The organism is Bacillus sp. FSL M8-0071 (assembly GCF_037975455.1).
GTDB lineage: Bacteria > Bacillota > Bacilli > Bacillales > Bacillaceae > Bacillus > Bacillus subtilis.
Genome location: NZ_CP150256.1, coordinates 4,005,671 through 4,020,320, shown reverse-complemented (window position 1 = coordinate 4,020,320; position 14,650 = coordinate 4,005,671). Strand labels below are relative to the sequence as shown.

General features: G+C 45.4%; 15 protein-coding genes. 8 read left to right on the top strand and 7 right to left on the bottom strand.

The window, feature by feature from the left end; translation table 11 throughout:
- Positions 1 to 10: 10 nt before the first annotated feature.
- The 3 genes from gntP to gntR are packed head-to-tail and all read right to left on the bottom strand — an operon-like array spanning position 11 to position 3,651.
- On the bottom strand, positions 11 to 1,357 hold the full coding sequence (gene gntP, locus MKX71_RS20690) for a gluconate permease GntP (protein WP_024571486.1): 1,347 nt from the start codon (positions 1,355 to 1,357) through the stop codon (positions 11 to 13).
- Between the two features lie 28 nt (positions 1,358 to 1,385).
- Complete coding sequence (gene gntK / locus MKX71_RS20685) at positions 1,386 to 2,927, bottom strand: gluconokinase (protein WP_015483939.1); 1,542 nt, start codon at positions 2,925 to 2,927, stop codon at positions 1,386 to 1,388.
- Positions 2,920 to 3,651 carry a gluconate operon transcriptional repressor GntR gene (gene gntR, locus MKX71_RS20680; RefSeq protein ID WP_003243132.1) on the bottom strand — a complete coding sequence of 244 codons (732 nt, stop codon included), beginning with the start codon at positions 3,649 to 3,651 and terminating at the stop codon, positions 2,920 to 2,922. The genes gntK and gntR overlap by 8 nt, the downstream gene beginning before the upstream one ends.
- Before the next feature lie 195 nt (positions 3,652 to 3,846).
- Here gntR and MKX71_RS20675 point away from each other — a divergent pair, with 195 nt between their 5' ends.
- On the top strand, positions 3,847 to 4,995 hold the full coding sequence (locus MKX71_RS20675; RefSeq protein ID WP_076457355.1) for a glycerate kinase: 1,149 nt from the start codon (positions 3,847 to 3,849) through the stop codon (positions 4,993 to 4,995).
- A gap of 92 nt (positions 4,996 to 5,087) precedes the next feature.
- Positions 5,088 to 6,119 carry a polysaccharide pyruvyl transferase family protein gene (locus MKX71_RS20670; RefSeq protein WP_192858132.1) on the top strand — a complete coding sequence of 344 codons (1,032 nt, stop codon included), beginning with the start codon at positions 5,088 to 5,090 and terminating at the stop codon, positions 6,117 to 6,119.
- A 39-nt stretch (positions 6,120 to 6,158) separates the two neighbouring features.
- On the opposite strand, the gene MKX71_RS20665 is transcribed toward MKX71_RS20670, so the two are convergent.
- Positions 6,159 to 6,851: an LrgB family protein gene (locus MKX71_RS20665; RefSeq protein WP_339231592.1), complete on the bottom strand. Its 693-nt coding sequence runs from the start codon at positions 6,849 to 6,851 to the stop codon at positions 6,159 to 6,161.
- Positions 6,821 to 7,225, bottom strand: coding sequence for a CidA/LrgA family holin-like protein (locus MKX71_RS20660; protein WP_029726136.1), 405 nt, complete (start codon positions 7,223 to 7,225; stop codon positions 6,821 to 6,823). The genes MKX71_RS20665 and MKX71_RS20660 overlap by 31 nt, the downstream gene beginning before the upstream one ends.
- A 226-nt stretch (positions 7,226 to 7,451) precedes the next feature.
- On the opposite strand from MKX71_RS20660, the gene MKX71_RS20655 reads away from it, so the two are divergent.
- Positions 7,452 to 7,883: a MarR family transcriptional regulator gene (locus MKX71_RS20655; protein ID WP_003243994.1), complete on the top strand. Its 432-nt coding sequence runs from the start codon at positions 7,452 to 7,454 to the stop codon at positions 7,881 to 7,883.
- Positions 7,884 to 7,939: 56 nt separating this feature from the next.
- Here MKX71_RS20655 and MKX71_RS20650 read toward each other — a convergent pair whose 3' ends face one another.
- Positions 7,940 to 9,010, bottom strand: coding sequence for an SDR family oxidoreductase (locus MKX71_RS20650; RefSeq protein WP_144484439.1), 1,071 nt, complete (start codon positions 9,008 to 9,010; stop codon positions 7,940 to 7,942).
- 130 nt (positions 9,011 to 9,140) lie between these two features.
- Here MKX71_RS20650 and yxaF point away from each other — a divergent pair, with 130 nt between their 5' ends.
- The 3 genes from yxaF (at position 9,141) to MKX71_RS20635 (ending at position 12,139) form a co-directional block, all read left to right on the top strand.
- Entirely contained in the window at positions 9,141 to 9,716 is a 576-nt protein-coding gene (gene yxaF / locus MKX71_RS20645) for a transcriptional regulator YxaF (protein WP_339231591.1), read from the top strand.
- Positions 9,717 to 9,809: 93 nt separating this feature from the next.
- On the top strand, positions 9,810 to 10,823 hold the full coding sequence (gene qdoI / locus MKX71_RS20640) for a quercetin 2,3-dioxygenase (protein WP_029318569.1): 1,014 nt from the start codon (positions 9,810 to 9,812) through the stop codon (positions 10,821 to 10,823).
- A gap of 107 nt (positions 10,824 to 10,930) precedes the next feature.
- The gene (locus tag MKX71_RS20635) at positions 10,931 to 12,139 is read left to right on the top strand and encodes a DUF418 domain-containing protein (RefSeq protein WP_339231589.1); all 1,209 of its coding nucleotides are present in this window, start codon (positions 10,931 to 10,933) and stop codon (positions 12,137 to 12,139) included.
- A 29-nt stretch (positions 12,140 to 12,168) separates the two neighbouring features.
- Here MKX71_RS20635 and MKX71_RS20630 read toward each other — a convergent pair whose 3' ends face one another.
- On the bottom strand, positions 12,169 to 12,624 hold the full coding sequence (locus MKX71_RS20630) for an RDD family protein (RefSeq protein WP_015250840.1): 456 nt from the start codon (positions 12,622 to 12,624) through the stop codon (positions 12,169 to 12,171).
- A gap of 255 nt (positions 12,625 to 12,879) precedes the next feature.
- Between MKX71_RS20630 and MKX71_RS20625 the strand changes: the two genes are divergently transcribed.
- Both MKX71_RS20625 and MKX71_RS20620 read left to right on the top strand, forming a co-directional pair.
- Entirely contained in the window at positions 12,880 to 13,305 is a 426-nt protein-coding gene (locus MKX71_RS20625; RefSeq protein ID WP_024572867.1) for a DUF5391 family protein, read from the top strand.
- A 100-nt stretch (positions 13,306 to 13,405) separates the two neighbouring features.
- Positions 13,406 to 14,638 (top strand): PQQ-binding-like beta-propeller repeat protein, encoded by a 1,233-nt coding sequence (locus MKX71_RS20620; RefSeq protein ID WP_029726140.1) that lies wholly within the window; start codon positions 13,406 to 13,408, stop codon positions 14,636 to 14,638.
- Positions 14,639 to 14,650 lie beyond the last annotated feature (12 nt).

Below are 14,650 nucleotides of genomic sequence, written 5' to 3'. Positions count from 1 at the left end.
CTTCTTAATTTCATACAACTAAACTTAACAATAAAATGAATCCCAGTCCAGCAACGGAAATAATGGTTTCCAGCAATGTCCATGTGGCGAATGTTTCTTTCATGCTTAATCCGAAGTATTCCTTGAACATCCAGAAGCCGGCGTCATTGACGTGTGAAGCGATGACACTTCCAGCGCCTGTTGCGAGCACGACTAACGCCAGGTTAACATCAGAATGGCCCAATAACGGGATGACCAGACCTGTTGTGCTTAGTGCGGCAACAGTTGCTGATCCTAGAGAAATGCGCAGGATCGCCGCGATGAGCCATGCCAGAATGATTGGCGATAATGCCGTTTCTTTGAATAAGTCTGCTACGTAATCGCCGACACCGCCGTTGATCAGCACTTGTTTGAAGGCGCCGCCTCCTCCGATGATCAAAAGCATCATGCCGATTTGTGAAATGGCAGTTGAACAAGAATCCATCACGGTTTTGACTGGAATGTTGCGCTTGATGCCCATTGTATAGACTGCGACCAATAACGAAATAATCATAGCAGTCGATGCGTTTCCAATCAATCTGATAAAAGCTAAAACTCCGTTATCTGCAAACCCGATTGTTTCTTGAAGCAGGTCGATAATGGTCGCGACCGACATGATGATAATCGGGAGCATTGCAGTAAAGACACTGATTCCAAAGCCGGGTGTTTCTTCAAGGTTAAACGTTTTTTGTGTGCCGAGTGATGCAATATTGCCGTTTTTCGCAAATGATGCAGGAACGATTTTTTTCGCGAACTTTGTAAATAACGGCCCTGCGATGAGCACTGTCGGAACAGCAACAATAAAGCCATACAGCAGCACTTCTCCAATGTTTGCGCCATACTCACCGGCGATCGCCGTAGGTCCCGGGTGCGGCGGCAGGAAACCGTGTGTGACGGATAGTGCCGCGACCATCGGGATTCCGAGAAATAAAATAGAAATCTTCAATTCTCTTGAAATCGCAAAGACAATCGGAATTAATAGAACCAGTCCTACTTCAAAAAATAACGCAATCCCAATAATAAATGAGGCAATGACAACGGCCCATTGAATATTTTTCTCACCGAATTTGTTGACGAGCGTCATCGCAATGCGCTGTGCGCCTCCTGAATCCGCGATCAGCTTGCCCAGCATCGCACCGAGTCCGAAGATGAGCGCGATGTGGCCAAGAGTCCCCCCTATCCCTGCTTCGATGGAGCTGACAACCTTATCGAACGGCATCCCGAGTGCCAGTGCCACGCCGAACGATACGACCAGCAGGGAAATAAATGTGTTTAATTTTAAGCCCATAATCAGAAATAGTAATGCTAAGATCCCAAGTGCAACGATGATTAACGGCATGGTAATGCCCTCCCCTTCATGTCATGTACTATTTGTGTGTGATTAAGCCCCTCTGATAATCTGCAATTTGTGTATATTGATTTTCTAATAATCTTGATAGATTGATGAAAATCGGCATTAATGTTCTGTATTCCTTGGCTGAGTCTTCGATCGGCGTATGTCTGTATGTGCTGCCGATCATGTCGGACACGGCGTCGAATGAGTCAATTTTTCCTGTTGCATACAGGCCTAAAATACAGGCGCCGAGACATGAGCTTTCGTAGCTTTCCGGAACGACAACCTCTGATTCGAAGATATCCGACATCATTTGGCGCCAAACCTCTGACCTTGCAAATCCCCCTGTCGCTTGGATGCGGGTTACCGGGCCATCCATGCATTCAGTTAACGCCAAGAACACCGTGTACAGGTTGTAAATGACGCCTTCCAATGCCGCGCGTATCATATGCTCTTTCTTATGCGACATGGTCAGGCCAAAAAATGAGCCGCGTACATCCGGATTCCACAACGGAGCGCGTTCTCCGGCGAGATATGGGTGGAACAGCAGACCGTCAGAACCGGGTCTGACGCGTTGGGCAATTTTCGTCAGCACGTCATATGGATCAATGCCCAGCCGTGTCGCTGTTTCAATTTCGGAGGAGGCAAACTCGTCTCTGATCCAGCGAAGGACGATGCCTCCATTGTTCACAGGTCCCCCAATAACCCAATGCTTGTCCGTCAAGGCATAGCAAAAAATTCTCCCTTTTTCATCGGTTTGCGGCTTGTCAATAATCGTCCGGATGGCACCGCTTGTACCGATGGTGACGGCGATTTCGCCCTTTTTAATGGCGTTAACGCCGAGGTTGGACAGCACGCCGTCGCTGGCGCCGATGACAAAAGGCGTTTCCGGATCGATTCCCATTTGGATCGCTATTTCCGGGCTGCAGTGCTGAAAGATCTGGGTTGTCGGCACGAGTTTGGATAAGTGATCCGGCGTGATGCCTGCGATGCGCAGTGCCTCTTCGTCCCAATCCAAGCCTTTCAGGTTCATCATGCCTGTCGCTGATGCCAATGAGTAATCGATGACATACTCATTGAACAGCTGTTTAAAAATGTATTCTTTGATGCCGATATATTTTTTTGCCTTGGAAGCGATTTCTTTCCTTTCATTCGTGATCCAGGCAATTTTACTTAACGGTGCCATCGGATGAATCGGTGTTCCCGTCCGTTTGTACACCTCATGTCCGTTCAATTCCTCTTTGATCTTATGCGCCCAGCCTTCACTTCGGTTGTCGGCCCATGTGATGCATGGCGTCAGCGGCTTGTCATTTTCGTCGATTGCAATGACGCTGTGCATGGCGCTGCTGAACGAAATGAAAGAGATCTGTTTTTCGGGATGCTGTTTTGTAATTCTCGCTGTTGTATGGATGACTGCCTGAAATATCTCTTCCGGGTTTTGTTCAGCTGTTGAGATGTCCGGTGTATAGAGCGGGTAGCCGATGCTTTCTTTCTGTACCACATCTCCGTTTTCACTGAACAGCACAGCTTTTGTGCTTGTCGTGCCGATATCGATTCCTAACATATAACTAGTCATTGTTGTATTCAGCTCCTTTTGCCAGCATTTGTTGTGAGAGCCATAGGTCTTCTACCTTATCCTGCACATCATCAAAGTTTTGGTGAAGAGACTGAATCATCAGCGCCCTATCCTTTGTTTTGATGGCTTGAATATAAAGCTCGTGGTTATCTAAAATCCTTGTGAAGTCTTCATACTTTTCCTTTAACCGTACCCGCATCGATAAAAGAATAAAGCTTTCCATGACGGGTTTTAGATTGTTCCAGATCATCTGAATGTATGAATGATCAATCGCTCGGATAATCGTTTCATGGAACAGCACATCTTGAAATGAAAATTCGTCAGCATCCTCATATTTGATTGAGACTTTCATCATTTCAAGAATTTTGCTGAGATCCTTAACTAAAGGCTCAATGTCTATTTTGACAAGCCGTTCAAAGACAAATGTTTCTAATAGTAACCGCACATCATAAATTTCCGCGATTTTCTTCTCAGTTAAACCAATTACGACCGCTCCCATTCGTTCTAAGCGGATGATTTTTTCGGATGCGAGTATTTTTAGCGCTTCGCGAACCGGCGAACGGCTTACTGAAAACTCGGCGGCGATTGTATTTTCTGATAAAATGGTACCGCTTTCAATCAGGCCTGAAACGATCCGCATTCTCAGCTCGTATGCGACACGAACCCCGGTTGACGCTTTTGAGAGCCATTTTGCGGGATACAACAGGTCTTTGGAGTCTAGCATACACTCACCTTCCTCACTCAAGAAGTATACTTGTATACAAGTATGATAACGTGAATATTTCTTTTATGCAAACACTTTCATTTCTAATTTTTAATTAAATTTTTACCATATTGCATGGTATGTATTTCCAGATCAAGTATGGTACATTGGAGATCAATAGGTTAAGTGAATCATGTTTTGAAAGAGGCGATTTGGATGAAAATCATCATTGCACCTGATTCTTTTAAGGAAAGCTTATCAGCTCTGGAGGCAGCCGAAGCGATAGAAAGAGGTTTCAAATCGGTCTTTCCGGGTGCTGATTACAGAAAATTGCCGGTGGCGGATGGCGGCGAGGGAACCGTTCAATCTCTGGTCGATGCGACCAATGGAAGGATCATAGAGCAAGTTGTCACAGGGCCGCTGGGGGAACCGGTGAGAGCTTTCTTTGGCATGATGGGAGATGGGAGAACAGCTGTGATTGAAATGGCTGCTGCTTCAGGGCTGCATCTGGTGCCTGTAGATAAGCGAAATCCGCTCATTACTACAACAAGGGGAACGGGAGAATTAATCGGAGCAGCTCTTGATGCGGGAGCGGAGCGATTGATCATCGGAATCGGCGGAAGCGCCACGAACGACGGGGGAGCCGGGATGATTCAGGCATTGGGCGGAAGGCTTCTTGATAACTCAGGCAGCGAGATTGGTCCAGGGGGCGGCGCGTTATCTCAGCTTGCATCAATAGATGTGAGCGGGCTTGATTCCAGATTGCGGAATGTCAAACTGGAAGTTGCCTGTGACGTGGACAATCCGTTAACAGGACCAAAGGGTGCTACGGCTGTTTTCGGACCGCAAAAAGGCGCGACGGCCGACATGCTGGATGTACTAGAACAGAACGTAAGCCATTTCGCTGATATGGCAGAAAAAGAGCTCGGATCAACCTTCCGAGATACAGAGGGCGCCGGTGCAGCGGGCGGTCTTGGATGGAGCCTGCTGACTTATTTTCAGGCTGACCTGAAAAGAGGCATTGATATTGTCCTTGAAGCGGTTGATTTTGAAAGTATCGTTCAGGATGCAGATCTTGTGATTACCGGCGAGGGACGGATCGACAGCCAAACGGTTCATGGAAAAACCCCGATCGGCGTAGCCAAGGCGGCTAAATCATACGATGTGCCTGTCATCGGTATTGCGGGATCAGTATCACGTGACAGTGATGCCGTCTATCAACACGGAATCGATGCGCTTTTCAGCATCGTCCCCGGAGCCGTGCCGCTAGAAGATGCGTTTGAACATGCCGCGGAATATATGGAAAGAACGGCGCGGGACATTGCAGCGTCTATCAAATTGGCGAAAACGATGTTTCTGATATAGCCGATGCACATGCCAATGCATAGCCATCCTTCTTTTTGGGTAGAGACAGTTAACACACAATGAGGAATTCATCCCAGAAGGAGGACGCAGATATGACTGTACAAAAAATCAAAGGCAAAAAACTAGTAAAAGGCATTGCGCCAAATGTGGAGCCGGAAGCTCTGTTAAATGATAAACGAAAAGTATTTTTGTTTGGTTCCCCTAGTTACACAAACATTGGAGACCAAGCGATTGCGTATGCGGAAGAGAAATTTATCAAAAATCATTTTCCGTATTATGAATACATTGAGATTATGGATTATGCGACGGATGAGGGCATTGAACTGGTGAAGGAGATCATTCGTGAAGACGATATTGTCTGCTTTACAGGCGGAGGGAACTTAGGAAACCTTTATCTCGATATTGAGGAAGACAGAAGAAAGGTCTTTTCGGCGTTTAAAGACTACAAATCAATTTCTCTGCCACAATCCGTTTATTTTGAGGATACAGAGGAAGGACAGAAGGAAAAGAAAAAAACACAGGATGCGTACCATCAAAATACAAACTTAACGATTGCTGCGCGTGAGACGCAAACACTGGATGTTGTGAAAGAGACCTTCAACTCCAATGTGATCTTTACACCGGACATGGTGCTTTCCTTGGATATTGTGCCGCGAGAGCTCGAGCGGGACGGCGTTCTCTTTATTTTAAGAGCGGATAAGGAGAAAGTGACTGACGAAGATTTTATTTCACAGATGAAGAAATGGGCAGAAAAAACAACTTACACAGAGCGTACCGATACGGTGCTGGATACGGTAGACACCATCGATTACGCTGATCGTGAAAAGCATTTTATGGAGATGCTGGACCGCATCGGTTCCAGTAAATTGGTGATTACCGACCGCCTTCACGCGATGATTTTCTCGATTATCACCAAAACACCTTGCCTTGTCTTTGGAAACAGCTATGGCAAAGCCAAACATTCATACCGGGATTGGCTTGAAAGCTTAAACTTCATTGAATACACAGATCAACATCATATTGAGGAACTGGAGCGTATGATTGACCGCCTGCTTCAAGCAGAACCGAATGACGTTGATTTATCTAAGGACTTTCAGCCGCTGATTGATTTTTTTGCTTCTTAAACGAAAAAGACTGCCCTCCCCCGGGGCAGTCTTTCTTTGTTAAATATGAAACAGCCAGACGACGAGCGGGCCGAAGAATGAGCCGAGCACCGCACAAAGCGTCATGGATACGGAACTCATGGAGACGGCCAGTTCCCCATATTCCAATGCTTTGGAGGTGCCCAGTGCATGGGAGGCGCTGCCTAATGCAATGCCTTGTCCAAGGGAACTGCGTATGCGAAGCCATTTTAGGAAAAGAGGCCCGAGGATGACGCCTGAAAAGCCCGCAATCATGACAAATACGACTGTCATGGAAGGGACGCCGCCAAGACCGGTGGCGATCTGAATAGCGACAGGTGTTGTGATCGACTTTGGCAGAATGGATAATAAGAGATCATGATCAATCCCGAATGCTTCTGCGAAGATCAGCCCGCTGATCATTCCCATGCATAATCCGACCAGGACGCCGCCTAAAATGGGAACACAATGTTTGACAATGATATGCCATTGTTTATAAAGCGGATAGGCCAGTGCCACGACAGCCGGCCCAAGCAAAGAATTGATCCATTTCCCCCCGATCATATAGCCTTCATAGGAAACATGGAACATCATCAAAACCGCTACAATCAAAATGGTCGTTGTCAGAACGGGGATCAGAAATGGAAGCGGGAATCGCTTATAGAGTTTGACCATCCCTAAATAAGCGGCAACTGTTAAAAGAATTATAATGATCGCGATACATGCTTGCTGCATTTCTCTTTCTCCTCCCGTTTTTTTGCTTTTTTCTCTAATAGCTGGCTGGCGAATCCAGCCGCAATGATCGTGACGATGGTGCTCAGAACGACTGTAATCAGCAGCATCAGACCATTGAATGAAATGAGAGACGGGTAGTTTATCACTCCTGTCATTGCCGGGATGAACAACAATGGAAGGAAGGATAATAAAAACCCTGCTCCGTCTTCAATGAGGGAGACGGGAACAATACGGAGGCCCAAGCAGATCAGAAGCAATACCAATCCAACGATGCTTCCTGATACGGGTAAATGAAACAGATGCTGAATGGCTTCCCCGATCATAAAAAATACATATAATATCAACACTTGCAAGATAATTCGTATGACTTTCACATCAAGTGCTGCTCTCCAATCAGAACAGCTTCCTCCTTTCTGGTGCTTGCTTCTAGGATGGTTCTGAGGAATCGCTTTACTTTCTTTTTATATGATTGTACTATACAAGTATAATAATTGATTTAGTCATATAACGACTTGTATTTATTCAGTTAATGTACATTTGTATTATACAAGTATATATGATGTTGTCAATGCCGGAGATTGGAATAGGGAGCGAGAGCGATTGCAAAATCAAAATCCAGTTGAATTAATTGAATATGAGCTGACGACTTTTATCAGGAGAGCTGTTTATCTGGATCAATCAGAGAAAAGAACAGGGAATTTGGAGAGATCTTCGTACTTATTACTTAGACAATTGGATGAGTTTGGGCCTGCTCGTGTTAAGGAATTGGCAGAATCGTTTAAGCTTGATATTTCTACTCTTTCAAGACAAGCAGCTGCATTAGAGGCAAAGGAGCTCATCTATCGTTTCTCAGACCCATCTGATGGGAGAGTCAGCCTGTTTACTATTACAAAACTCGGCAAACAACTATTAAAAGCCGATCAGCAAAAGCGCCTTGAACGTTATGAACAGATGCTGAAAGAATGGTCAACACAGGAAAAAGAGATGTTCGGCGAGCTGCTGCAGCGTATGAACAAGGCTTTTATCGATTAACAGCTGAAAAACCCATGGTTCGCTGGAACAGCATGGGTTTTTCTTATGGTCAGAGATTATCTGCATCGTTTGGCGGCAGCCCAAGCCACTAGTCCGGCAACAACAGCCGCCGATACAATGGGGCGCTTCGTCGCTTTCGTGTAGTAGCTTCTTGACCTCATCCATCCTTTATTTGTTCCTCTGTCATGCATACCGTAGCCCGCATCATAAAGAGCGCTTTCTTCTCGCGGTTTGGACGGTTTTTCGGCATGCTGGCTGTGATACATGATTTTTTCCATCAGTCTGTCGGTCAGACGAGGGAAAAGCGCGCCCAGCATGGCGATGGCTTTGGCCTGTGAGCCGATGTACATGTCGCGCTTAGGGTGTTCGGCGGCAAACAGGATAGCTTCGGCGACCGCTTCCGGCGGATAGATCATGGAGCGGTAATGAGCCGGCTGTTTGTCGAGGTAGCTGTGCGCATGCTCGTTATAAGGTGTGTCAATTCTGCCCGGGTGGATGAGCGTTACCGAGACGGGCGCCTGTTCCTTTTCAAGCTCCATTCGGATGCTTTCCGTCCAGCCGTGAAGCGCAAATTTGGCAGACGCATATGTGGATTGAATGACTGTTCCCCTGTCTCCGAACAGGCTTCCTACATTAATGAGTGCGCCCGGCACACCTCTGCCGGTGTAGTGTTTGACAGCCGCTCTTGTTCCGTAAACAGGTCCCCAGAAATTTGTGTCGAACATGCGCTTCATGTCTTCGACGGTGACGTCCATGGCATGTCCGAAAGTCGAGACGGCCGCATTGTTGACCCATGTGTCAAAGCGGCCGAATGTGCTGATCGCGGTTTCTGCGATGCGGTTGACGTCCTCTTCTTTTCCGACATCCGCCTTTACCCATATGGCGTCGTGCCCTTTTTCCTTAAGTTCATCAGTGAACTCCTTCAGCGCGTCTTCATTTCGCGCTGCTGCCACGACCTTTGCGCCTTTTTCAGCTGCCATTCGTGCCGTGACAAGTCCGATTCCGCTTGAAGCGCCGGTAATGACGATCACCTGATCCTTAAGCTTTTTCAGTTTGAGCTTTGTTTTTATGGCGGGGTTTTGTCGTTCAAGCTGTTCTGTATTCGTGACTGAATGATCGATTGTCATTGAGAGATCCCTCCTAGACGCTGTTTTTGTACATTACCCCATCCGGAAGGGTCTTACCCCTTTTGACAATCACAGGGTTCTTTTTTATATTATATAAGTCGCTCTACCATACCTAGGAGGGAATGTTTTAATGACTAGCAGAGGAGATTCACGTGAAAAAATCCTTCACACGGCGTCACGTCTGTTCCAGCTGCAAGGATATCACGCGACAGGTTTGAACCAGATTGTAAAAGAAAGCGGTGCTCCTAAGGGATCGCTTTATCACTTTTTTCCGAATGGCAAAGAAGAATTAGCAATTGAAGCGGTTACATATACAGGTAAGATCGTTGAACATCTGATACAGCAAAGGATGGATGAATCCTCTGATCCTGTTGAAGCGATTCAGCTTTTTATCAAAAAAACAGCCAGCCAATTTGATAACACAGAAAGCATTAAAGGTATTCCAGTCGGTTTGCTGGCGAGTGAGACAGCGTTAATCAGTGAACCGCTGCGGACGGTTTGCATGAAGGTGTTTAAAAGCTGGGAAGCGGTTTTTGCCAGAAAATTAATGGAAAACGGATTTGCAGATGAAGAAGCAAATCAGCTTGGAACGCTGATTAATTCGATGATTGAGGGCGGCATCATGCTTTCGTTAACGAATAAAGACAAAACGCCTCTTCTTCTCATTGCCGAACAAATACCAGTGCTGGTGAGAAAAAAAGGGTAGCATTTTGTTATCCTTTCTCCTACAATTATATAGAACGGTCTAGACAAATAAATGATAATATATAGACTGGTCTAAATTGGAGGAAGCGATAATATGAAAACATTATGTACACATTCATTGCCTAAAGAAAAAATGCCTTATTTGCTCCGGAGCGGAGAAGGCGAGCGCTATCTGTTCGGCAGACAGGTTGCCACGGTGATGGCGAATGGGAGGAGCACAGGTGATTTGTTTGAGATCGTGCTTCTTTCCGGGGGAAAAGGAGATGCCTTTCCGCTTCACGTCCACAAGGACACACATGAAGGAATTCTCGTTTTGGACGGGAAACTGGAACTGACACTTGATGGTGAACGCTATTTATTAATATCAGGTGATTATGCGAACATTCCGGCGGGAACACCGCACAGCTACCGGATGCAGAGCCACAGAACAAGACTGGTATCTTACACGATGAAAGGAAACGTAGCGCACTTGTATTCCGTTATTGGGAATCCGTATGATCACGCTGAACATCCGCCGTACGCAAGCGAAGAAGTCTCAAACGAGCGATTTGCAGAAGCAGCCGCTGTAGCGGACATTGTATTTCTAGATGAAGGAAAGCCTGCATGTTCGGCCAAATTAGCGGAACTTACAGAGCTGCCAGATGGAGCGGTTCCATACGTTCTTGAATCTGGAGAAGGAGATCACCTGTTGACTGGAGATCAGCTTCACCGCATTGTGGCTGCACAAAAAAATACAGATGGCCAGTTTATCGTCGTATCCTCTGAAGGCCCTAAAGGTGACCGAATCGTTGATCACTACCATGAACATCATACAGAAACATTTTATTGCCTTGAAGGTCAGATGACGATGTGGGCAGATGGCCAGGAAATTCAGCTGAATCCGGGAGATTTCCTGCATGTCCCTGCAAATACCGTTCACTCCTATCGCCTTGATTCTTACTATACAAAGATGGTGGGCGTATTGGTTCCTGGTTTATTTGAACCGTTTTTCCGGACGTTAGGCGACCCGTATGAAGGCCACATCTTCCCATGTGAGCCTCAGGCTTTGCGCTTTGATCGCGTTTTGCAGAATATCGAAGCATTAGATTTAAAGGTGATGAAACCATAAAGATGACAAGATTGTAAGGTTTTCATGCCGGCCTGACACCTAAATCGATGTTTCCGCGCTTCATTTTTTCATACCCTTAAGGTACAGAAAAAAGGAGCGTGATGGCTATGTCTTCATTACAGCCGACTTTAACAAATGAGCGGATCGGTGTGCTTGATGTGCTGAGAGGAATGGCGATTTTCGGCATCTTATTTGTCAATCTGGCACATTTCAGTTATCCGGATATGTATTTGTCTATGCTTGGAAAAGAGAATTTTTTCATGGATAAGTGGTCTGAAGCTGATTTTGCCGTCGCAGACATACTGAAATTCTTCATTCAAACAAAATGTATTTTATTGTTTTCCTTTTTATTTGGATTTGGCATGGTTGTCATGATGGAGAGAGCAGAAAACAAAGGGAAACGGTTTGTTCCGTTATATGTGAGAAGGTTAATGGCGCTTCTCTTGTTTGGAACGATTCATGCCTTTTTGATATGGGACGGGGATATTTTAACAGAATATGCCCTGCTCGGTTTTGTCCTGCTCTTGTTTCGAAAAGCAAAGCCGAAAACACTGCTGATATGGGCGGTCTCTTTGTATCTTCTGTTTTCCATTCCGTTCATGTTGACAAGTTTTGATCAATCAAACGGACAGGAATGGGTACAAGCGGTAACACAGCAGGCAACACAAGCGATTCATGTTTATGGAAGCGGCAGCCTGAAGGACATTGCAGAACAGCGGATCCATGACCGTCTTGTTTATATGTCTTCGAATGGCATGCTTACGTATAATCCGCTCAACTTCTTCTTTGCATCCATTCCTTATTTCAGTATGTTTTTGCTGGGAGCTACGGCAGCGAAATCTCGGTACTTGCATGAACCAGAAAAGCATCGCAAAGGATTAAAACGATTGTGGATGGCTGGGCTTGTCATCGGCATCGGCGCCCAGGTGCTGTACAGTGTAACGGATAAAGAAATATGTTTGCTGATTGGCGCGCCTTTCCTCATGTTTTTCTATGTTACAACGGTTGTCTATCTTTATCATAAAACAAGAGTGAGAACAGTGCTGCAATCATTCTCCGCTGTTGGGAGGATGGCATTTACCAATTATCTGATGCAGTCTATTGTTTGTACTTGGATTTTTTATCATTACGGCTTGGGCCTGTATGGAAAAGTGTACCCTGCTGCCGGTGTGCTCATTACAATTGCTGTTTGTGCCGTTCAAATGGTCTTTAGCCACCTTTGGCTTCGTGTCTTTCGGATGGGGCCGTTTGAGTGGTTGTGGAGAAGCGCTACGTATCTGTCGTGGCAGCCTATTGTAAAGAAAACAAAAGTCTAGATGCCTATTGGCGTCTAGACTTTTTTCTATTATTTATACACGACACGTGTTTTGCAAATGATGTCATGCAGGCCTTTTTTCTCTCCAAAGGCGATCATGATAAACCCGATATAAAAGATGATTCCAGATAAGATATAGGCAAAGTAACGGCCAATTCCCTGTCCGACAGAAACCCGTTCACCTTGTTCATTGACCACTTTCAGGCCAAGAATTTTTTTGCCAAGTGTGCCTTGCATTTTAGAAGCTGTGAGCAGCCCGTAATATAACACGCTGATGACGATCATGATCAGCATAGTAGGCAAAAATGCAAGCGTCATGTATTTCACTAAATACTCTTCTTCCGTCATGTAAGGGTTTGTTGCCACAGCCCCAGCTACAAAAACAGAATTGATCACAAATAGAATAATATAACTAGGAACAGATACAATAATGCCATCAATAAAATAAGCTAAAAAACGAATCCAAAATCCTGCTGGTTTTTCCATGTATTTTTCTCTCTCCTCTGAATTAATCTGGAATAGTATACTTTGAAAAAGAAGTACATGCAATATGGTATGGTGATAAAATCCTGATATTACAGAAAAATGAGTCTTTTATCCTTTGTTTTTTACTATATAAATATACTAGAAAGAATCACATCATTTGTGTATGTTTTGGATTTTTTTTAAAAATATAATGAATATAACATTCAACTTACTTATAATAAAAAAGGTTAATATTTCTATTAAAGGAGGAGTTTGATGTCTAAAAAAAATAGCGTGGCGATCATGACAACCATTTCTGCGTTTCTTTTTTGCGCCGTGATTGTGGCGGCTTCACTTTCGCCGCTGGCCGGAACGGGAGCGGCGGCCAATCAGTTTAATTCAGTTGGCATGTGGTCAGCTGTCGGTATGATCCTTGTATTGTATTTCATTCCATTTCTCGTTTATATGCTCGGAGTCGATGCAATGAGGTATGTCATGGCGGTGCTTTGCGGCTTCGGGCTTTTGATTCATTTGTCTTCGGCCGGTTTTATCTTGATGTTTAGTTTCTTTAGTGACCATCTGCTTTCTGAGGTGATCTTTGTTTTCGGAATTAGTCTCGCTGCGGCTGCTGTCAACGTCATTTGGTTTGTGGCTGCATTTCGGCCGGGTGCTGAAAAAACGTCCGTGAATACTCTTACATAGTTTTCTAGTTTGTGATGTTTTTGTGAAATAGATTTATAAAATGGATGAATATGTTATGATGGTCACAAATTAGAAGTTACATATAATGGGGGTCTCAATGATGGTCAAGTCATTTCGTATGAAAGCTTTGATTGCGGGAGCTGCGGTGGCGGCTGCTGTTTCGGCCGGTGCTGTTTCTGATGTGCCCGCGGCCAAAGTGTTTCAGCCGACAGCTGCTTATGCGGCGGAAACGGTATTTTCTCAAAATAATGGAGCATCTGGCTTTTTGACAGGAAGATATGATGTACAAGCGATGGCGCCTGCCATGTTTAACTGGTCACGCGAAAGCCGGTTCGCCGGAAATACAGACGGGACGCTGAAATGGCAAAACGACATCAGAACGACTCCGCAAAATGGAGCGGGGGCTGTGATTGACGGAGACGGCACAGTATATCTTCATTCCAGAGACGGGGAAATGAAAGCCTTTAATCCAGACGGCTCAGTCAAATGGGTGACGGGCAATCTTGGAAAAACATATACGCAATCTCCTGTACTTGGGACCAACGGCGTTATCTATTTGGCATCCTATGACAAAAAGATTTATTTTATTGACAAAGAAACGGGAGAAATTTTAACAACGGTTCCGTTAAGCGGCGGGCCAAGCTCTGAAACGGTGATCGGTTCAGACGGGACGTTGTATTTCTCAACACTTGATAATTATGTTCACGCGATCAAACCGACGTCAAAATCAACTTGGACAGAGCGCTGGAAGTTGAAAACAAATGGTGTCGTCAGCTCTGTGCCGGTGCTTGCCAAAAACGGCACCGTGTATGTCGGCACATATAATTACGTGTTTTATGCGATCAACTCCGGAACCGGACAGGTGAAATGGTCCAGAACGACGTCAAATGCGTTTAAAGGATATCCGGTGATTGATAAGGACGGAAACATTTATGCCGGCAACCAAGATGGACAGCTGTATGCTTATACATCAACAGGCAGTTTGAAATGGACATTCCCGCTAAACGGGTTCTCCAGCTCATCTCCTGCGATTGATCATAATGGCAATATCTACATCGGCTCAGGAAGCGGCGAGCTGTTTTCCATCAGCAAAAACGGGGATATGAACTGGTCATTCTATACAGACGGCCCTGTCAGAACGGCGCCGCTGATTGACGCGAAGGGAACGGTGTATTTCGGGTCAGATGATATGAAGGTTTATGCGGCAGACGCAAACGGCAATGAATTATGGAACTATCAAACCGACAGCAACGTCGTGTCTTCTCCTCAGCTCGCTGAGGACGGAACGCTTTATATTGGAAGTTATACGAAGCTGATGGCTTTTGGGAAATAACTGAATAGAATA